The sequence below is a fragment of the Endozoicomonas sp. ALB032 genome (genome assembly GCF_049310125.1).
In the GTDB taxonomy this organism is placed as follows: domain Bacteria; phylum Pseudomonadota; class Gammaproteobacteria; order Pseudomonadales; family Endozoicomonadaceae; genus Endozoicomonas_A.
In genome coordinates this window covers 6,126,245-6,146,154 of the sequence record NZ_JBLYNW010000001.1, presented here as the reverse complement: position 1 = coordinate 6,146,154, position 19,910 = coordinate 6,126,245, and the positions used below count along the sequence as shown (strand labels likewise).

The following is a 19,910-nucleotide window of genomic DNA, read 5'->3' as shown; positions in this document are numbered from 1 at the left end:
CAAATCAGTGTGTTTACATTCAAAGGATAACAACGGTCACCCAATCCTGGGTGTGGTGTCATCCAGGCAGGATAAATTCACCAACGATAAGTGATTTAGACCGATGGAAGAATTCAAGCAGGTTGGGATTACCGGGCGTCAGGGTAAGGCCCATATCGAAGACACCTTGAAGCGTCTGACCGATTTTCTGCAGTTGCAGGGAGTGACTGTATCTCTGGATGAGCAATTGTCGGGCCTTTTGCCGGGGCATGGTTTTCAGGTCTGCGACCGGGCGAGCATGGGTAAAACCTGTGATCTGGTGGTAGTCATCGGAGGTGACGGCAGTTTATTAGGAGCAGGCAGAGAGCTTTCTGTCCATGATGTTCCGGTAGTGGGTGTCAACCTTGGACGTTTGGGCTTTCTGACCGATGTTTCACCCGATGAGCTGGAAACCTGTATTGGCGAAATGCTCAATGGCCATTACCGAATGGAGAAGCGGTTTCTGCTGGAAGCCAAGGTTGAGCGCCAGGGTCAAACCATTGGTTGTGGCGATGCTCTCAATGATGTGGTGCTGCATCCGGGGGTGTCCACCAAGATCATAGAGTTTGAATTGTTTATTGAAGACCAGTTTGTCTATCGCCAGCGTTCTGACGGTCTGATTATGGCAACGCCTACAGGCTCAACAGCTTATGCTCTGTCGGGTGGTGGACCCATCATGCATCCAAAGCTGGATGCTATTGTGCTGGTCCCCATGTATCCTCATATGTTGACTAACCGGCCCCTGGTTGTGGATGGTAACAGTCAGTTGAAGCTTGTGATTCATGAAGGCAATGAAATCCATCCACGCATCAGCTTTGACGGGCAGGTGGATATCGAGCTGATGCCTGATGATGTCATCCTGATTCGTAAAAAGAAGCAAAGTCTGAGATTGTTGCATCCTTTAAATCACAATTTTTACGAAGCCTGTCGATCCAAATTAAGATGGTATCCCAATGAGGATGCAGAGTGACATTTTTGTCTACAATTACCTGTTTGAGCATTACAAGAGTTGACTATGTATAGGGCGCTTGAGCTTTCTGCACATAAGGATTTGAGTGCATTGTCCTACTTTCTTTACCGGCAGGGAGTGCCCCACAGAATTACCGAGGAATCCGGGAAACAGGTACTGTGGACCCAGAATGAGCAGCAGGGAGAAGCGGTAGAAAAGTTTTACCGAGACTGGCAATCCGGAGAACTTGAGCTGGAAGTGGCGCCTCCCCGAAGAGGACCTGAAGTGGGAAACTTTTTCAAAAACATTCCCTGGAAACGCTTTCCCTTCACCTTCCTGATTCTTGCGATTTGTCTGGTGGTGGCTGTCCTGACTCATCTGGGCGAGAATATTCAGGCTATTTCCAGTTTCACCTTCGTAGACTTCAAGCTAGCTAATGGCTACATCTATTATGCCACTCTGGAACATACTCTGGAGAGTCATCAATACTGGCGTCTGATCACTCCGATCTTCATTCATTTCGGGATTCTGCATCTGGTGTTCAATGCCCTGATGTTCTATGTGCTGGGTGGCAGAATCGAAATGCATCAGGGCGGTATCCATCTGCTGGGGCTGGTTTTGCTGACCGGGGTTCTGTCAAATTTTGCCCAATATGCCATGTCAGAGGGGTCTGTGCTGTTTGGTGGCCTTTCCGGTGTGGTGTACGGTCTGATGGGTTACAGCATGGTACGTGAAAGGCTTGACAAAAGTTTTTATATGGGACTGCCACCGGCGATCTACGGCTTTATGCTTGTCTGGCTGGTGATTGGTTATACCGGTGTTCTGGGGCCATTGCTGGGACAGATGGCAAACGCTGCACACCTCGGAGGACTGGTATCCGGGGCTTTATTGGGTGGGCTGGCCGCTTTGATGTTCAAGTCCAGAATTAAGACTTAATGGTTAAGGAGGGGGCTGGCCTGGGTGCTGTCGGTTGCCGTCGGCAGAGCTCGAATGCAGAAGGCTGGTGAAAGAAGCTGCAGGTTCGATGATTGTTTCTGATACCTCCCCGAAATAAGTCGTTTGCGAGGAACTGATACCCAGGGTCTCGTTATAAGAATCTGCCAAGTCCTGCTGTGCCTCCATGCCCGCTACAAAATCCGGTGATTGTGCCAATGATGACAGGTCCCCTCTGCAAAGTGGGCAGGACCATCGTGTTTCTGCCGTCCTCGCTACGGGGTCGCCTAGACGGGCGCTATTCTCGGTCTAGTGATCATAACTGACCCAGACTTTAATCTTGCTGCTATCGCTATTGTCAATCCATAACAATCCGTCTGGATCTGCATCTTCGCCTATCGTTGCATAGGGATCCTGATGCAAATCTTTAAACCACAAAAGTTGGGCTGATCTTCCAAAATGATTTTCACTTTTTACCTTGAACAGCACGGAAGCCCAAGACCTGTCACAGATCCCCGTATCAACGTAATGAATATTCATAGTTTGTCCGTTCTCATAACCCGGAACCGTCTGCACAGAGGCCGGTGAGACATAATCAACGCATGCATCCGATGGATCCTGCACTGGCTTAGCTATGTAAACATCTTTATCGGTCCCGATTTTCTGTAAGAATTCTATGTGCCCGAAACCATCGGAAGAAGCATCCGGGGAAGAGAGTAAGAACACAGCTACCAATAGCGCGGGCAGAAAGCTTTGGCTTGTCTTTTGCTTCAACATAATCGAACCTACTGCCGTATAACGACAGTGAGTATTCTAGGACACTCTGGTGTTTTTGCTAGCAGCCTGACCGAGAATAGACCGCCCTACTGCGGCGGCAGCAAATTGGTCTGAAAATACGCTTTTGTTCGTCAAATAGCTCGCTATTCTCCTCACAAAACCGAATTTTCATCCTCAATTTTCTGCCGTCCTCGCTACGGGCGCTATTCTCGGTCAGGCTCCTAGTGCAGCTAAGCTCTGATATCCATACACCCCTCGTTCCCACGCAACAGAGGGTGTCGCAAAAGCCTGGTTCCCCTCCCGTCATTTCCGGCCTCACTCCCGTCATTCCCGCGAAGGCGGGAATCCACACAGACTCACCACCAGAACCATACTGCCCGGTGCCCCCCTGGCCTTTTCATCCGCGAGAAGGCAGAGACCCGCTGTTGGCGCTGGATTCCCGCCTTCGCGGGAATGACGACCTCAGAGTATCGGAACGAGTGGGCTGTATGGATATCAAGGCTTGGCTGCACTAGCAGCCTGACCGGCAATGTATTCAGATTATGCTTTATGGAAAAGACCCGATCCGGAGAACCTGTCCCCTGATGCGGTGCAAACTCGACAATAAAACGTCTTGTCAGCTTTTCGGCCTGACAAATAACAGACAGCGAAAGCAGCAATAATAGAAGCACCGTAGAAAGTGTTTTTACCATCATTATCCAGACATCTTTTCTTTCTGTTTGTGCAAAGTAGACTAACAACAAGAACAAGTGTTTATTTCTGTCAAAAACCAAAGGTTGCAGCAGGTAAAAGTTTGTTGAGAATAAAATGGCAGGTACCTTGGCGTCATCAAAGGCTATTCTTGATCACGCATTGAATAATAAATTTGGGACAAACAATGAGTGAACTATTAATCTACCAGGCTGGTAACGGCAATATACAAGTCAAGCTTTCCGAGAAAACCGTCTGGCTAAGCCTGAATCAGATGGCAGACCTGTTTGATAGAGATAAATCGGTGATTTCGCGCCATTTGCGTAATATTTTTCATGATGAGGAACTGGTACGTGAGCAAGTAGTTGCAAAAAATGCAACAACTGCCAACGACGGTAAAACGTATCAGGTGGAGTATTACAATCTCGATGCCATTATTTCTATTGGTTATAGAGTCAACTCTAAAAAAGGCACTCAGTTCAGGCAGTGGGCTACAAAAGCTCTGAATGATCACCTTACTCACGGTTTCTCCATCAACCAGCAACGTTTTGAAGAAAACGCCAAAGAGTTGGAAGCTGCTTTAGCGCTGATTCGCAAAGCAGCAGCAACGCCGGAACTGGAAGCAGAGGCGGGCAGGGGGCTGGTTGAAATTGTCAGCCGGTATACTCAGACCTTTCTCTGGCTGCAACGCTACGATGAGGGCTTATTGAACGAACCGGCAGGTCAAACCGGCGGCACCCTGGTCGGTGAGCATCAGGCCATGGCATCATTACATGAACTGAAAAAGCAATTAATTCAGCGAGGCGAGGCCACAGAGCTGTTTGCAAAAAACAGGGATGATGGTTTGGGCGCATTATTGGGAAATCTTGAGCAGACGACTTTCGGTGAACCTGCCTACCCAACCGTAGAGAGCAAAGCAGCGCACTTGCTCTATTTTGTGGTAAAAAACCACCCGTTTGTGGATGGTAACAAGCGCAGCGGTGCTTTCCTGTTTGTAGACTTTCTGTATCGCAATGGTCGCCTTATGAACGAGGAAGACCAACCAGTGATTAACGACACAGGTCTTGCAGCGTTGACTCTGTTGGTTGCAGAGTCAGACCCGAAACAAAAAGATACCCTGATACGCTTGATTATGAACATGCTGACTCCTGAGGCAGCCTGACTATAAATGACTTCACTTGCAACTGAATTTGTCAATGCTCCACGCTGCTCCAACAGTTCTGGAACAGGATGAAAAGAATCCATCATGGCCTTTTTCATCCGGCGCTGTTCTCTGTTCCTTCAGATATAATTGAATCGTCGTTTTTATTCTTTGCTCATAAATTCCAGATGTCTGGAATGCACATCCAGATGGGTCTCCCGTATCGTTTTATCCAGTTCTTCGTCTGACATAAACTGTTCGGAGAATCCCGGCATCACCGGGTCCAGATGAAGTTTTGCACACGCCTTGAACTGTCTTATCAGATCTCTCGGGTTTTCATCGCCCATGGCGACACGAATAGTGGTCAGAAAAATGCCCGCCTCTCTCTGGGCGGATTCGTCCATTTCTGAATGAGACGTTAAGGCCGGACAGAGTACCAAAGTATTGCTCTGACCAAGGCTGACCATATGACCAAAAGCCGGTTCCAGGGCATCAAAGAAACGGATGAAAGCTTCTCTGGGAATCCGGGCTTTCTCCATATCAATACTGAACAGCGGGCTGGGCAGGCCGAGATAGAGCTGCTGTTCCCGCAAGTCTGAGTTAGGGTGGCTGCTCAGGGCATGGCTGTTGACCTGGATCTGGTCGTGGGCATTAAGATAGTGACTGAACACCAGAGTATTAATGCACTTGGATAGCATTCGGTTTTCCAGGGTTTTCAGACCATTGATAATGTCCAGAGATTTATCGGCATCCAGGAAAGCGCCCTTGATGTAGTACACGTCCCAGAACAGGGTTTCATGCCAGCTTACGCCTTCATGCTCAGTGTTCTTGGGCAGGAACATACGACGGCTTTCAGCAACGATACCACCTGCAGTGGCGCTGCCAGAGCCGGAGATGTCTTTGGTGTAACTGTGGATGACCCAGTCAGGTCGCTTGCTCTTGTCCTTATTGCGCAGTGGGCGATGAAGGAAGGGCGTGGCCAGAGTTGAATCGAGAGCCACCAGATAACCTTTCTCATGACTTTTTTTACAGATGCTGGCGACATCAATCACATTGCCGTGGGGATTGCAGGGGGATTCCAGATAAACCAGGATTTTTTTGCCATCTTTCAGGACTGACTTATATTTCTCTTCGACCTGCTTGAGTTTCTCACTGAATGCTTCGCCAGAAAATCCGTCAAACCATTCCAGCTTGACGGCCATGCGGTCAGGGCGGGCATAGAAATCCTGCATCAGCTGGAAAGTACCGCCATAAACATTGCGGGAACTGAGCAGAATGTCGCCATGCCTGAGCTGGTTTGCCAGCAGGGCATCAATCGCAGCCATACCGCTGTTGAAGTTCCAGGTCATGTAGTCACCGGCATTTTCTCCTGCTTCCAGAGCGGTCAGGGTGTTGGCCAGAGAGATCGATGTCGGGTTGAGCAGGCGGCTGTAAATCGGGTGAGTGCTTTCCTTGCCGTTAAAGGCATCTTCGACCCACTCGGTACAGGCATAGAGATAAGTGGCAGTCTTTACCACGGCGGGCGTGGCCGAGAACAGGGCGCCGACATTGGCAAACAGAGGGTAGTCACCTTTGACAACCCGGCTGCTGACATCCATTCCCAGGGCATGATAATCCTGCTTCATGCTGGGTTGCAGCATGTCGATCAGCTTGGCCAGCTGGAAACAGAGAAACTTTTTGGCATTAAAGTGGCTGATTTTGTCCGACTCAGGCAGTGAGGCTATGGCCTGACAAAGGCTCTCGAACTGGCTGATATCGGAACCTGCCTGGTAAAGACTGCTGGCGGCACTGAGTAAAGATTGGCCAAAGGGCGTGTCAGGTTGAATACCAAAATGTTGAAGCTGCTCAGCGGCCAGTGCATCGGCATCCTGAGCCCGGGTAGTGTTGCGAATGGGTGACAAACGCTGCATAACAGGAATCTGGTTAGTCATGAGTGTGTCCTCTTTATTAAGAAAATGCCCCGACTTCGTGATACAGAGCTAGTGGCACTTTCCACTTAAGGCTTTTTTTATCGGGAATTACAGCAAACATCCCGGTAAGGTGATGCAGACTGCGTTTTTTCGCTTGTGGCGATTTGATAGTATTATCCTTCCATATTTGTTTTGCCTTGTAACGGGCTAAAAAGCCTGAAAGGCAAAATTCTTTTCCTGGATTGCTAACTGTCCACCAGGAACTATTCAGATGAGGATAAGTGGATTTGATGCAGCTTAAAGACTTTCTGGCCCAGATGACGCCAGAAATTTACCAGAACATGAAAAAGTCGCTGGAGCTGAGCCGCTGGCCCAATGGTGACATGCTGACACCGGACCAGAGAGAAGGCATCCTGGAGGCTCTGATCGCCTGGGAGCACGGCAACCTGCCTGAAGAAGAGCGCATTGGTTACATGCCTGTGAATTGCAAAAGTGCATCCGGACAGGATGCGTCTGAAACCACCATTCTGCGCTTTAAAGACTGAGGTATAGAACTTGACTCAACCTCTGAGTGGCGCACTGCGCAAAATGGAATCGCTACTGAAAGAAGGCCAGCCGGTGGAGTACCAGCTGCCTTTGGGCGATGATCGACTGCCCCTGAATGAACTGATGGGAAAAAAACTGACCCTTGAATACCAGGGCGAGATCAACTGCTGCCACTGTGGCCGCAAGACCAGGAAAAGTTTCAGTCAGGGCTTCTGTTATCCCTGTTTCAAAAAGCTGCCCCAGTGTGACAGCTGTATTATGAGCCCCGAAAAGTGTCATTATCATGAAGGCACCTGTCGGGATGCCGCCTGGGGTGAAAAGTTCTGCATGACCGATCATGTCGTCTATCTCGCCAACTCCTCGGGTCTGAAGGTCGGTATCACCCGCGCAACTCAGGTACCCACCCGCTGGGTGGATCAGGGGGCGACCCAGGCCCTGCCTTTTGTCAGAGTCTCTACACGACAGCAGTCTGGTTTAATCGAAACCCTGTTCAAGGCCTTTGTGAATGATCGAACAAACTGGCGTGCCATGTTGAAAGGGACGGCAGAACCTCTGGATCTCAAAACACAGGCCAGTGATCTGCTGGAGATGAACGCTTCACGGCTGGAAGCGCTTCAGGAACAGTTTGGATTACAGGCCATAACACCGGTGGCCGATCCGGAAGTCGTTGATATTTGCTATCCCGTCGAGCAATATCCTGTCAAAGTGACTTCTATGTCCTTTGATAAAAAACCGCTTATTGAAGGCGTACTGCTGGGCATCAAGGGGCAATACCTGATCCTTGATACCGGTGTCATCAATATTCGTAAGCACACTTCTTATCAAGTCAACGTATCAGTTGCAGCCTGATCGGCATGGAGAGGAAACATACCTCTCTCCCTATTGAGCCAAAAGCTCTAACAACAAAAGCACGGCCATGGTAAAGGAAGGTTGAAAATGAAAGACGCCCAACCCAGAGCTATTTACCTGAAAGATTATCAGGCTCCGGATTATTGGATTGACACCACCGACCTGACCTTCGACCTGTTCGAAGATCACGCACTGGTGACCTCGGTACTCGGCTTGCGCCGAAATGAAGATCGTGGACAAGATACCCCCGACCTGACTCTGGTTGGTATCGACCTGGAGCTGGTCAGTGTCTTTATTGACGGTTCCGAACTGACCTCTGATCAGTACATCCTCGGTTCTGAAAGCCTGACTGTACCGGTCACCCGTCTCTCATTCTCTCTGACGGTTGTGACCCGTATTCGTCCTCAGGAAAACACTTCTCTGGAAGGACTGTATAAATCCAACGGCATGTTCTGCACCCAATGCGAAGCAGAAGGCTTCCGCAAAATTACCTACTATCTGGATCGTCCGGATGTTATGTCCAAATTCACTACCAAGGTGATTGCCGACAGAGGCCGTTACCCGGTACTGCTGTCCAATGGTAATGATATTGCCCGTGGCGAGTTTGAAGGTGGACGACACTGGGTGACCTGGAAAGACCCGTTCAAAAAGCCCAGCTATCTGTTTGCCCTGGTAGGCGGTGATCTGGAAATGGTGGAAGATAGTTTCACCACCATGAACGGCAGGGAAGTAGCACTGCGTATTTTCACCGAGTCTCACAATATCGACAAATGCGACCACGCCATGCTTTCTCTGAAAAAGTCCATGAAGTGGGACGAAGAGGTGTATGGTCGTGAATACGATCTGGATATCTTCATGATCGTAGCGGTAGATCATTTCAACATGGGGGCGATGGAAAACAAGGGTTTGAACATTTTCAATTCTTCCTGCGTACTGGCAAGCCCCGATACGGCCACTGACGCCAGTTACCAGCGTATAGAAGCGATTGTTGCCCATGAGTATTTCCATAATTGGTCTGGCAACAGAGTCACCTGTCGTGACTGGTTTCAGCTGAGCCTTAAAGAAGGCTTCACTGTATTCCGTGACGCTGAATTCTCAGCAGATATGAATTCACGGGGCGTCAAGCGGATTGCAGACGCTGCGATAATGAAGACGGCACAGTTTGCTGAAGATGCAGGCCCCATGGCTCATCCTATACGTCCGCAGTCATTTATCGAGATCTCCAACTTTTACACCCTGACCGTTTACGAAAAGGGTTGTGAAGTGGTTCGGATGATTCAGACCATTGTCGGTGAACACCATTTCCGCAAAGGTTCAGACCTGTACTTCGAACGTTTTGACGGTAAAGCAGCGACCTGTGAAGACTTTGTAAAAGCCATGGAAGAGGCTTCCGGTGTCGACCTCAGCCAGTTCCGTCATTGGTATAACCAGGCGGGAACGCCGGTTGTTACCGTGACCGACAGTTTTGATCAGGCGTCAGGTCGGTACCTTCTGACAATAGCTCAGAGTTGTCCGGCCACTCCGGGTCAGGAGACTAAACTGCCTTTTCATATTCCCGTGGCTGTTGCCTTGCTGGACAAGGATGGCAAAGCCCTGCCACTGAACGAAGCTGGTGAGACTGAACGGGTTCTGCATGTTACAGCGGCTGAAGACACCTGGACATTTGAAGGACTGACTGAAAAGCCATTGCCTTCTATTTTAAGAAACTTCTCTGCGCCCGTTCGTGTCAAATACGATTACCGTCGTGAAGATCTGGTTTTCCTGATGAAGTACGACAGCGATAGTTACAATCGTTGGGATGCAGGTCAGCGTCTGGCCACTGCGGTTATTGAAGATCTGGTCGACGGACAGCTGAAGGACAAAGAAACCGCGATTGATTCAAGGCTGGTTGATGCTTTCGGTGTCGTGCTCGCCGATGAAGAGCTGGACAAAGCGGTTAAAGCAGAAATGTTGAAACTGCCCTCTGAAGCGAGTCTGGCTGAGCAGGCGGAAGAAATTCACCCTCTGCAGATCTGTGAATCCAGAAGTCGTGTTCGCAAAGCCATTGCCGAGGCTCACAAAGATAAACTGCTGGAGCTTTATCAAACTCTGCACCTGAAGGGTGAGTATCGCCCGCAAGCCGGAGATATTGCCAAACGTACCCTGAGAAATATCTGCCTCGGCTACCTGGTTGAACTGGAAGACGACAGTCTGCAACAACTGGCTGAAGATCAGTACAAGAATGCCAGCAATATGACCGACCTGCGTGCAGCCATGGGCGCCGTCATTAATTCCAGTTTTCAGAGTCGGGAAACCATTGATTCTCTGCTCAATGACTATCTGGATCGTTATAAAGATGACGCAGTGGTCATGGACAGCTGGTTTATGCTGCAAAGCAGCAGCCCGTCTCTGGGCACTCTGGAGCATCTAAGGTCACTTCAGGAGCATGAATCTTTTGACCGCACCAGCCCGAATAAGCTGAGAGCATTATTGGGCGGATTTACCAGCGGGAATATGAAGCAGTTCCACTCAGGCACAGGCGAAGGCTATGAGTTCCTGGCAGACTGGATCATTACCCTGGACAAGCAGAACCCGCAAATCGCTTCTCGTCTGATGACGCCATTGACACGCTGGAAGAAATACCAGCCAGCTATAAGGGAGCGCATGAGGAAAGCGCTGGAGCGAATCAAGGCAGTGCCTGATCTTTCTGCCGATATTTATGAAGTAGTCACCAAGAGTCTGTAATCTCTGCCTCTTTCTACCCTGCTGTTATGTTGGAAGCAGGGTAGAACCCATTTAACAGACACCCTGCCTGCGACAACAACCCTTACTTTTTCCTGAACAGAGCAACAGCTGCGGAACTTATTAGCACTTTAGTACTCTAAATATATAGTGAGCAAATGGATTATGGTAATTAAAAAAAGAGTGGAGGCACGTAATGGATCAAATCAAACTGGGTGTTCAGTCGGCACTTTCACATTCATGGCACAATCATTCAGAATCCTTGATGCCAGTCAGGGCCTTAACATCCCTTGTTAATGGCATCAAGGCATATTTTGGTGGTTATTGTGTCAGCGCTTTGCACTGTATCACCACAAAACTGATGAAAGAACACCCTGATGCTTGGTTTACTAAAGCACTCCATAAACCATTAAGTGCTTATGATATTAACATCCCGCTAGCCTGCGAGAGATCAACTCACTATGTTAAAAACAAGGTAAATCAATTGCACGATCAAGGGCGAAGTCTTCAGGTTAAACTTGCTTTCCAGGAGGATGGCAGCACTGTTCCAATCCCCATGTATAACTCCGATAATTCCCAGTTACCTATAAACCTTAATTGTAAAGTCCGTCGCTCTGATAATGACACCATAGCACCAGGGGAAAAGATAGCCTGCCGTCATTTCGCTTCGGCTTATGCCAGAAGAGTGTTTGGTCGGCGGAAGGATTTTGAAATAATAAACACCCCTGAAAAAATACAGTCAACTTTTGCAAATACACCTGATCTTCCACTTGAAGAAGATGATTTTCGTCCAGATGGATTAGCAGAAGGCGCAATGACTGATAATCTCTATTTTGCTGATGGATATTATTTCCATAAGGAAAATTTTTCTGAGGCTCTTACGAGGCTGGTAAAAAAGTACTGGAATATGTCGGTTGGCAATGAAAAGAATTTTATTTTTAAAACACGAGACGATGGAGCAATTGGTCACTCAATGGCCATTAGACTAAAGAAGCAGGATGGATGCATGAAAGTTATTTTTTACGACCCTAACGCTACACTCATGCACAGAACATTCCTTCTCTCGGAACCCGATCTGGCCGCACACATTAACGGCGAAGATCTTCTAAGTTATTGTTTCTCGGTTGGGGCACTTATTAATATTGATGATGGGAAGAAATCTTTTGATGAATGTGATGTTCAGTGCTTTGGTGCCGCACCCATCAAGTTGCCTCATCTTTTAGTAATAGCAACCGCGCATGTTAATCATCCCGAAGTAATAGCACGGTGGGACTGGTTTCAAGCAATGATGCAAAGGCTATCCAGTAAAAACCTCAAGCAGGATCAGACCGCCGAGAACCTTGGCCCTTTTGATAGCGGTTACCCCGGCCCCTCCCGGTCATGACAGCAATCTGTCTTACTATAGCGGGCGAAGGCTATGAATACCTGGCAGACTCGATCATTACCCAGAACAAACAGAACCCGCAAACCGAGACTCCTTTGACACACTGGAAGAAATACCAGCGTATCCTGCCTACAACAGCAAACTTTACTTTTTCCTGAATTGAGCAACAGCTGCGGAATTTATTAGCACTTTAGTGCTCTAAATATATAGTGAGAAAATGGATTATGGTAATTAAAAAAGGGGGGGATCACGCAATGGATCAAATCAAATTAGGTGTTCTGTCGGCACTTTCACATTCGTGGCACAATCATTCAGAATCCTTGATGTCAGTCAGGGCTATAACATCCCTTGTTAATGGCATCAAGGCATGTTTTGGTGGTTATTCTGTCAGCATTTTGCACTCTACCAACACAAAACTGATGAAAGAGCATCCTGATGCATGGTTTACTAAAGCACTCCATAAACCATTAAGTGCTTATAATATTAACATCCCGCTAGCCTGCGAGGGATCAACTCACTATGTTAAAAACAAGGTAAATCAGCTGCATGATCAAGGGCGAAGTCTTCAGGTTAAACTTGCCTTCCAGGAGGATGGTATTAGTGTTCCAATCCCCATCTATGACTCCGACAATTCCCAGTTCCCCACAAACCTTAATTTTCAAGTCCATCGCTCTGATAATGACACCATAGCACCAGGGAAAGAGATAGCCTGCCGTCATTTCGCTTGGGCTTATGCCAGAAGAGTCTTTGGTCGGCGGAAGGATTTTGAAATAATAAATACCCCAGAAAAAATACAGTTAACCTTTGCAAATACAGCTGATGATCCATTAAGAGAGTCATACTATCTTCCAGTTAGATTGGCAGATGGTCAAATGACTAAGAGAGCCTGTTTTGCTGACTTGTATTATTTTCATAAAGGCAAGTTTGCAGAAGCTCTTACAGGGCTGGTAGAAAAGTACTGGAATATGTCGGACAGTGATGAAAAGAATTTTTTTTTCCGTTCCCGAGAACATGGAAGATTTTCTCACTCAATGGCCCTGAGATTAAAGAAGCAGAATGGATGCATGAAGGTTATTTTTTACGACCCTAACGCCACACTCAGGCACAAAACATTCCTTCTCTCGGAACCAGGTTTGGCTGCATATATCGCCGGTGAAGATCTTCAAGCCAGCTTCCTCTCTTATGGAGTGCTTATGAATATTGATGATAGGAAGAAATCTTATGATGAAAGTGATATCCGGAGTTTTGGTGGCTCACTGAAGAGTAATCATTTAATGATAGATCCTGGGCATGAGACTCATGCTGTATTAAGGGGATAGTGGAAATAAGTATTCGGAAAATAGTACTTTTGTTTCAGATAAGTAACTATACAGGCACTTGATATTATCCAAAGATTTATAAGGTAATTATAAATTTTTTGGCGATTTATAGAGGTTTGTTTTGAGTTGGGTTTCAGGTAAACACTGGGTGTTATTTAATTTTTCATTTAATTTGAACTTACTGGCAAGTTTGAACTCTAACCAACTGGTTAGGTACTTATAGGTTTAAGAAAATTGATCATGATTGTTGATAATGAAAGGAATATCATGAAATGGATCAGATTAATCTTGGTGTTCAGTCGGCACTTTCACATTCCTGGCACAGACATTCAAAATCCTTACTGCCAGTCAGGGCCATAACATCCCTTGTTAATGGCATTAAGGCATGTTTTGGTGGTTATTCTGTCAATGCTTTGCGTTGTCTTACCACAAAGCTGATGAAAGAACACCCTGATGCATGGTTTACTAAAGCACTCCACAAACCATTAAGTGCTTACAACATTAACATCCCGTTAGCCTGCCAGAGATCAACTTGCTATGTTGCCAACAAGATAAAACAACTGCATGAAAAAGGGCGAAGCCTTCAGGTTAAACTTGTTTTCAAACAGGATGGTTCTATAGTTCCAATTCCTATGTATAACTCTGATGATTCCTGGTTTCGAAAAAACCTCAATGGTCAATTCTGCCGGTCTGACAATGACATTAGAGCACCTGGAGAAAAAATAGTCTGCCGACATTTTGCCTGGGCTTATGGCAAAAATGTATTTGGCCGTGGGAAAGATACTTTTGAAAGAATAAATACCTCAGAAAAAATACAGTCAACCTTTGCAAATACATCTAATTTTCCATACGAAGTAGTAAACTACTCTAAATATGGAATATTTGCTGATGGATATTATTTCCTTGAGGGAAAGTTTTCTGAGGCTCTTACAGGGCTGGTAAAAAAATATTGGAATATGTCGGCTGGCGCTGAAAAGAACTTTTATTTTCGTTCACAAAACGATGGCACAATTGACCACGCAATGGCCTTGAGATTAAAGAAACAGGATGGATGCATGAAGGTTATTTTTTATGACCCTAACGCTACACTCATGCACAGAACAATCCTTCTCTCGGAGCCAGATTTGGCTGCACACATTACCGGCGACGATCTTCAAACCAGCTTCCTCTCTCACGGAGCACTGATTAATATTGATGATTTTAAGAGATTTTCTAATCAATGTGATGTTCAGTGCTTTGGTGCCTCGCCCAATGTGATGAGTCGTCATATACAAATAGCAATTGGACATTATCCCGAAATACCACGGTGGAAAATGGGTGGCTTTAGATAGATCACTCTGCAGGTAATGCACCCAATCACCTGAGTTAATTCGTGGTGATCGGGTGTCACCCGGTTAAGCTTCTTCAGATCAGAATAAGAAACTATCGGTATCCAAATCCCCAGAGGGAATTTCTGACCTGCTTTCACTAACAGGGCGTTGAGAGCTGGGCGTGATACAATCTGGGACTGCAGTTTCTCCCCGGCTATTGGAATGAAAATCGTCGACAGTATCAACCTCCCACCTCTCAAAAGCTCCCATCCGAGATGATTGATTAAATGCTAAAAATTTTTCAGAAGGGGTTGTTTCGAATAACTTCTTATATTCAAAACCCTTTTTTTCCAGCTCCTGTTTCAATCTATCCCAGCTAAAAGATTTAGTAGATGGATCGAAAATGGTGCGAAGAGGCACGGAGTTATGTTCGTCATTGATGAAAATAGCGTTGTATTTCCATAAATCATAATGATAGATGTATAGATCTGTGCTGAGGTCAAAAATGGCTGGATGCGTTTTTTTCAGGCTGATAAATAATAAATCGGTTCGCATGTCTTCCAGAAGATTTGTGAAAGCAGCTTCTGGAGTTTTCGCTTTGTTAATATCTTCAGCCCAATAGGAGAATTCGCCCTCGGGCTCGTTGGGTTTGAGCTGCATAAAAAGCACAATCGCTGGTTTCTCGTGAAGGTGTACTAATCGGGTTGTTACGCAATATTTTTCATCATAATGCACATGAGTGGCTTTGTACTTTTTTTCAGCAAATGACTCACGGAGCCATTCAATAATTGGAGCATGGTTGTTCTCCAGAAAGTTTTCTGCCGCTTGATATGGGAAAGTTGCAAGAGGATAAGGGCAGAGCGCTTTCTTGCCGGAGCTAATCGAGGCATTGGCACCTACCACAGAACAAAGGTTTTCAGCGCATTCCAGTGGCAAATCTTCTCTTAATGATGTGCTATTTTGGTAAATTTTAATCGTTGAAGGACTGGCATGATCCCTGCAATCAGGACAGGACTGTTTGTTTAATTTAGTAACGCATTCTGAATGGTACACATGGAAGCATGGCAACAAGGATAATGGTTTGATTTCAGTATTGGTGAAAAGATCCAGGCATATACTGCACTTACCTTGAAGAGCAGCTTCTACTCGCCGAGATGACTTTGTAGCTTGAAGTTGGTGCCCCTTAAAGTTTGCATTATTAGCTGGAGACGTTGATTCCGAAGTATGGGCTTTAGTCTCAGGCATAGCGTATTTGGGCTCTGTGCCAGTGCTGATGTTATTCATGTTGTACCTCACTTATCTAATTGGTTAATTTTATGACTATTTTCACAAGAAAAAGTTCCTAACCGGGCATACAGAAGGTTTCGTTCTAATGGAGGTATGGCCGACAGTTGGGGGGGGGGGCATGCAGCCAAAATGCTTCTAACTGGCTGTTTTCGTTGATGAAAAATACAATTTTTCTTTTTTGAGGCAGTGTGTCGAAGAAAAGGTCATCAAACGGTTCCAAAGAACTGTGACCGTCAGTGATGATGGCACGGCGAAAATCAGTAGCCTGCAGACCGATGGATCATGGAAACTAAAAGCCAACATTCTCCACCAGGATAAGGTTCTCTCTGCCAGCTTCAGTGCCGATGCTTGCCATGTGGTGACCGCCAGTATCAATGGTGTCGTAAAAATTTATGGCCTGCAGGCCAATGGCTCATGGCTGCAAAAAGCCGCCATTCAAAAAAAGACAGAATTCACCGCAGCCAGCTTCAGCGCCGATAGCCGCAATGTGGTGACCGTCAGTCGAGATAACAAGGTGAGAATCACTGAACTACGCAAGAAGGATTGATGGTTGAATGAGCGTAGACAACTTTTTCGTATGTAAACGCAGAATCTTTATATTGTGCTTCCTTATATTCTTTATTGCGAAAAACTGTGCTGTTGGATAATAAGCTTCTTGAAACTAGATTTCCTGATTTTTCTTGGGGGGAGTGGTGATTGTATTTTGAGTTTTTTAATGGAACTTTTATTTCAAAATCGAATCCAATTTACAGCATCAATTTTGAATGCCCTCTTTAACCGGGGAGATAGTAACTCAGGAGAAACCCAGCATGGACTCTAACGCTAACATTTCCAGCACAGTCGCTTCACTCTCGCTACAGCCTGTGGACACTCCAATAGAGAGCGAGCCATCGGGTGTTAGTGCGGGCAGATCCATCGCTCTACCTGATAAGGACATTGAGAAAACAGTTTCATTGCACTCTTTGCCCGAAGAATTACAAATTAAAATTTTTCGTTTGTTGGAGTTTCGGGATATTATCGGTTTACAACAGGTATCTACTCACTTTAACAATCTTATTAAAGACGATCATTCCTTGGAAAAGGCATGGTATCGCCGGTTTTCTTTACAACACCAGGATCAATTAAAGAAAATCCTTCCGACAAAGGATAAAGAACAACTCCGTAATTGGCTGCGACCCTTTACGAAAGATGAAGCGTTAGTTGAATCACTCATCAATCACCGGGAGAAAGTTTATTTTCCTGCTTTGTTCCATTTCAACAAAGCTAGACTGATGTCTCAATACAAAAAGTATTATTTGGATACACAAGCGGTCATTGCTCATAATGGCAGTCCGAACCGAATCGAATTTAGCACCGATGGCCGCCATTGGGTCACCAGCAGTATAAATGGCGAGGTGAAAATCATTGCTCAGAAGGGCGATGGGTCTTGGGAGCAAAGACTCACCCTTTCCCATGAAAACGGTCTCATATCAGCCGTCTTTAGTGCCAATGGCAAGCACTTGGTGACCATCAGTGTCGATGAAACGGCGAAAATCTGTAGTCAGGGTGATGATGGGCGATGGGAAGAAAAACTCACCATTTCCCATTCACATTACAGTTGGTCCTACTCAGCCACCTTCAGTGCCGATGGTCGTCATTTGGTGGTTGCCAGTGACTTTACTGCGGCGAAAATCTATGGTCAGGAAGTCGATGGATCATGGGTAGAAAAACTGACTCTTGCCCATAACTTGAGCATCAGCTCAGTCACCTTCAGCGCCGATAGTCGCCGAGTAGTGACGGCCAGTCTTGATAAAACTGCGAAAATCTACGTTCAGAAGAGTGATGGTTCATGGGAAGAAGAAACGACTATTTACCATGATGAAACTGTCCAATCCGCCATCTTTAGTGCGGATGACCAGCATGTGTTGACTGTCGGTCAAGATTACAAGGCAAAAATCCTCAGCCAGAAGCTCAATGGATCATGGGTAGATAAAGTCACCATTTCCCATGACCGACTGATCAACTCGGCCACTTTCAGCACCGATGGTTACCGAGTGGTAACGGCCAGTGAGGATAGTACGGTGAAAATCTATGGTCTGAAGACCGATGGAGCATGGGAAGAAGAAGCTAATATTTTCCATGATCACTGGGTCAACTCAGCCAGCTTTAGCACTAACGGCCGCCATGTGGTGACCACCGATCGTAATAACACGGTGAAAATCTACGGTCATAAGGACGATGGATCATGGGAAGAAAAGCTCACTATTTTCCATGATGAAAATATTATCTCAGTCATCTTCAGCCCCGATGGTTGCCATGTCCTAAGCAGCTGTAAGTATGGTACCAGGAAAATCTCTGGCAGGAAGGCTGATGGATCATGGGTCGAAAAAGCCATCATTTGCTATGGAGATTCTTTTCGCCCAGCCGTTTTCAGTACCGATGGCCGCCATTTGCTTACTACCCATTTAGATGGAACGGCAAAGATTCATGGTCAGGAGATTGATGGATCATGGGTCGTAAAAGCCATCCTTTCCCATGATTGTTCGATCGAATTAGCCACTTTCAGCACCGATGGTAACCATGTATTGACTTTCAGTAGTGATAATAGAGTGCGAATTAATAAACTACGGATGAGTGAATGATTGATTACTGTGACAAATAAAAGGGGCGCCATTCTGGTTGTGAAAGACAAAAAGACAAGCCTTCCTACAGAGGATAAAGAACAACCCCGTAATTGGCTGCAACCGCGTACGAAGTCTGCGTTTTTTACCCACTTTGACCTAACTCCTCAATCTCTTCTTTTATTTCTTGAAGCTTATCTGTTAGTCCTAATTCAGTAAATGAGTTTATAACCTCAGTATTCTCATTAAGTATTTTCAACACCATGAGCAAGACCTTCTTTAAGTCTTCATTCAAACCTTTGTTTCTTTGCAAACCCTCAAGAGTTCTATCAAGTACACCACCTGGCCCGGTAAATGGGGAATCGCTAGCAAAAGTACTTAAAAGATTAGACGGAGTATTGCCAACGCCGGCTTCTACCAAGTTCCATAATTGCCCTAAATATATATCTTTCGGATCTATCGGGTTAGGTTGACCTTCACTTAAAAGCACTGCTCTCATCATTCTAACTGACGCAATCATTGTTGAAAGCCTGGATGATTCACAAGCATCCAAAAGCATTGTATGACTAGCTTCGCTTTTTTTAAATGATATCGTTAAAGCTTTGTCATTCAATGAGATGAGGCGAGTAGCAGTTGAGAGGACTGTTGCCCTTGAATAACAAGAAAGTAAACATATTAATAACACTAAAATCGTATTTGTGAGTCTCATACTAAATTAGTCTCAAATTTACATTACGATGAAAAAGTAGCATTGGATACGTGGAAAAGCAAAGCACCTGAATCAAATTCACCGTTTGCGTCCTTATCTCGATTTTTAGTAGTTATTGGGCCTTATCCCCAGCCTGTCGAAGCGAAGAATAAATAAGGAGATAAATCAAAAATAGAAAAAGTCTGGTCACGCAAAAATTTTATAAATTAGAAACTAATTTATAATTCATCTTGCTTAAGATTCACCGCAACGGCTCAAACTTTTACTTTGGTAATAGCGGCAAACTCAATAAAGCGTTGAAAAACGACTGCATAGGTTTTAAAAGACACACAATGTCATCTCACCAAAGTTATTCAGTAAAAATGATGAAGTATAAGACCAAAAAAATGAATCAAACAGTCAAAATAAACGACTACAATAATTTAACTCACAAAACCATAATTGAACTGTACTTATGAGCCTTCAAAGCCTTGATTCGCCCAACAGCACGATAGAATCGATTATTGCAACTCATGATTCTTAGTCATTCGTCTGCATCGATTGCAAGCCTTTTCAGAACAGGAGTATGCATTCTGATATAGAGCCTTTTCCGTCTTTTCTTACCGCTCTTCCACTCCAATCGACCGTTTCCGGGTAATCATGAAGAATTTAACATCCTTCTCCATCTGAATACGGTGTTCCAAAACCCGGTTCCCACGCTGAAACATGGGAGCCAGAATTTTGCGACAGCCTCGATTCAGGTGGGGGAGAATGGCAATCAGCACTTA

The 19,910-nt window shown here is 45.8% G+C and carries 16 protein-coding genes; 12 read left to right on the top strand and 4 right to left on the bottom strand.

Features of this window, described 5'->3' with window-relative positions; all coding sequences use genetic code 11:
* The first annotated feature begins 103 nt into the window (after positions 1–103).
* On the top strand, positions 104–988 hold the full coding sequence (locus ACO6VG_RS22955; RefSeq protein WP_422134424.1) for an NAD(+) kinase: 885 nt from the start codon (positions 104–106) through the stop codon (positions 986–988).
* A gap of 45 nt (positions 989–1,033) precedes the next feature.
* Complete coding sequence (locus ACO6VG_RS22950; RefSeq protein ID WP_422134423.1) at positions 1,034–1,903, top strand: rhomboid family intramembrane serine protease; 870 nt, start codon at positions 1,034–1,036, stop codon at positions 1,901–1,903.
* A gap of 306 nt (positions 1,904–2,209) precedes the next feature.
* Here ACO6VG_RS22950 and ACO6VG_RS22945 read toward each other — a convergent pair whose 3' ends face one another.
* A complete protein-coding gene (locus ACO6VG_RS22945; RefSeq protein WP_422451488.1) occupies positions 2,210–2,677 on the bottom strand; it encodes a hypothetical protein in 468 nt (155 codons plus the stop codon).
* A gap of 275 nt (positions 2,678–2,952) precedes the next feature.
* Here ACO6VG_RS22945 and ACO6VG_RS22940 point away from each other — a divergent pair, with 275 nt between their 5' ends.
* Together ACO6VG_RS22940 and rhuM are read left to right on the top strand one after the other, a co-directional pair.
* Positions 2,953–3,192, top strand: a complete 240-nt coding sequence (locus ACO6VG_RS22940) for a hypothetical protein (protein WP_422134421.1) — start codon at positions 2,953–2,955, stop codon at positions 3,190–3,192.
* A 362-nt stretch (positions 3,193–3,554) separates the two neighbouring features.
* Entirely contained in the window at positions 3,555–4,529 is a 975-nt protein-coding gene (gene rhuM / locus ACO6VG_RS22935) for a RhuM family protein (RefSeq protein WP_422475833.1), read from the top strand.
* Positions 4,530–4,672: 143 nt separating this feature from the next.
* Here rhuM and ACO6VG_RS22930 read toward each other — a convergent pair whose 3' ends face one another.
* Complete coding sequence (locus tag ACO6VG_RS22930) at positions 4,673–6,439, bottom strand: trans-sulfuration enzyme family protein (RefSeq protein WP_422475831.1); 1,767 nt, start codon at positions 6,437–6,439, stop codon at positions 4,673–4,675.
* Between the two features lie 269 nt (positions 6,440–6,708).
* Between ACO6VG_RS22930 and ACO6VG_RS22925 the strand changes: the two genes are divergently transcribed.
* The 6 genes from ACO6VG_RS22925 (at position 6,709) to ACO6VG_RS22900 (ending at position 14,568) form a co-directional block, all read left to right on the top strand.
* Positions 6,709–6,963 carry a DUF1315 family protein gene (locus tag ACO6VG_RS22925; protein ID WP_422475829.1) on the top strand — a complete coding sequence of 85 codons (255 nt, stop codon included), beginning with the start codon at positions 6,709–6,711 and terminating at the stop codon, positions 6,961–6,963.
* 10 nt (positions 6,964–6,973) lie between these two features.
* A complete protein-coding gene (locus ACO6VG_RS22920; protein ID WP_422475827.1) occupies positions 6,974–7,813 on the top strand; it encodes a DUF2797 domain-containing protein in 840 nt (279 codons plus the stop codon).
* A gap of 87 nt (positions 7,814–7,900) precedes the next feature.
* Positions 7,901–10,537 carry an aminopeptidase N gene (gene pepN / locus ACO6VG_RS22915; RefSeq protein WP_422475825.1) on the top strand — a complete coding sequence of 879 codons (2,637 nt, stop codon included), beginning with the start codon at positions 7,901–7,903 and terminating at the stop codon, positions 10,535–10,537.
* A gap of 193 nt (positions 10,538–10,730) precedes the next feature.
* Positions 10,731–11,918: a hypothetical protein gene (locus ACO6VG_RS22910; RefSeq protein ID WP_422475823.1), complete on the top strand. Its 1,188-nt coding sequence runs from the start codon at positions 10,731–10,733 to the stop codon at positions 11,916–11,918.
* A gap of 254 nt (positions 11,919–12,172) precedes the next feature.
* Positions 12,173–13,237 (top strand): ShET2/EspL2 family type III secretion system effector toxin, encoded by a 1,065-nt coding sequence (locus tag ACO6VG_RS22905; protein WP_422138427.1) that lies wholly within the window; start codon positions 12,173–12,175, stop codon positions 13,235–13,237.
* A 272-nt stretch (positions 13,238–13,509) separates the two neighbouring features.
* Complete coding sequence (locus ACO6VG_RS22900; RefSeq protein ID WP_422475821.1) at positions 13,510–14,568, top strand: ShET2/EspL2 family type III secretion system effector toxin; 1,059 nt, start codon at positions 13,510–13,512, stop codon at positions 14,566–14,568.
* A gap of 78 nt (positions 14,569–14,646) precedes the next feature.
* On the opposite strand, the gene ACO6VG_RS22895 is transcribed toward ACO6VG_RS22900, so the two are convergent.
* Positions 14,647–15,831: an RING finger domain-containing protein gene (locus tag ACO6VG_RS22895; protein ID WP_422475819.1), complete on the bottom strand. Its 1,185-nt coding sequence runs from the start codon at positions 15,829–15,831 to the stop codon at positions 14,647–14,649.
* A 229-nt stretch (positions 15,832–16,060) separates the two neighbouring features.
* Here ACO6VG_RS22895 and ACO6VG_RS22890 point away from each other — a divergent pair, with 229 nt between their 5' ends.
* Together ACO6VG_RS22890 and ACO6VG_RS22885 are read left to right on the top strand one after the other, a co-directional pair.
* Positions 16,061–16,381 carry a hypothetical protein gene (locus ACO6VG_RS22890; RefSeq protein WP_422475817.1) on the top strand — a complete coding sequence of 107 codons (321 nt, stop codon included), beginning with the start codon at positions 16,061–16,063 and terminating at the stop codon, positions 16,379–16,381.
* Positions 16,382–16,643: 262 nt separating this feature from the next.
* The gene (locus tag ACO6VG_RS22885) at positions 16,644–18,455 is read left to right on the top strand and encodes an F-box/WD repeat-containing protein (RefSeq protein WP_422475815.1); all 1,812 of its coding nucleotides are present in this window, start codon (positions 16,644–16,646) and stop codon (positions 18,453–18,455) included.
* Between the two features lie 124 nt (positions 18,456–18,579).
* On the opposite strand, the gene ACO6VG_RS22880 is transcribed toward ACO6VG_RS22885, so the two are convergent.
* Positions 18,580–19,143 carry a hypothetical protein gene (locus ACO6VG_RS22880; RefSeq protein WP_422134409.1) on the bottom strand — a complete coding sequence of 188 codons (564 nt, stop codon included), beginning with the start codon at positions 19,141–19,143 and terminating at the stop codon, positions 18,580–18,582.
* Positions 19,144–19,910 lie beyond the last annotated feature (767 nt).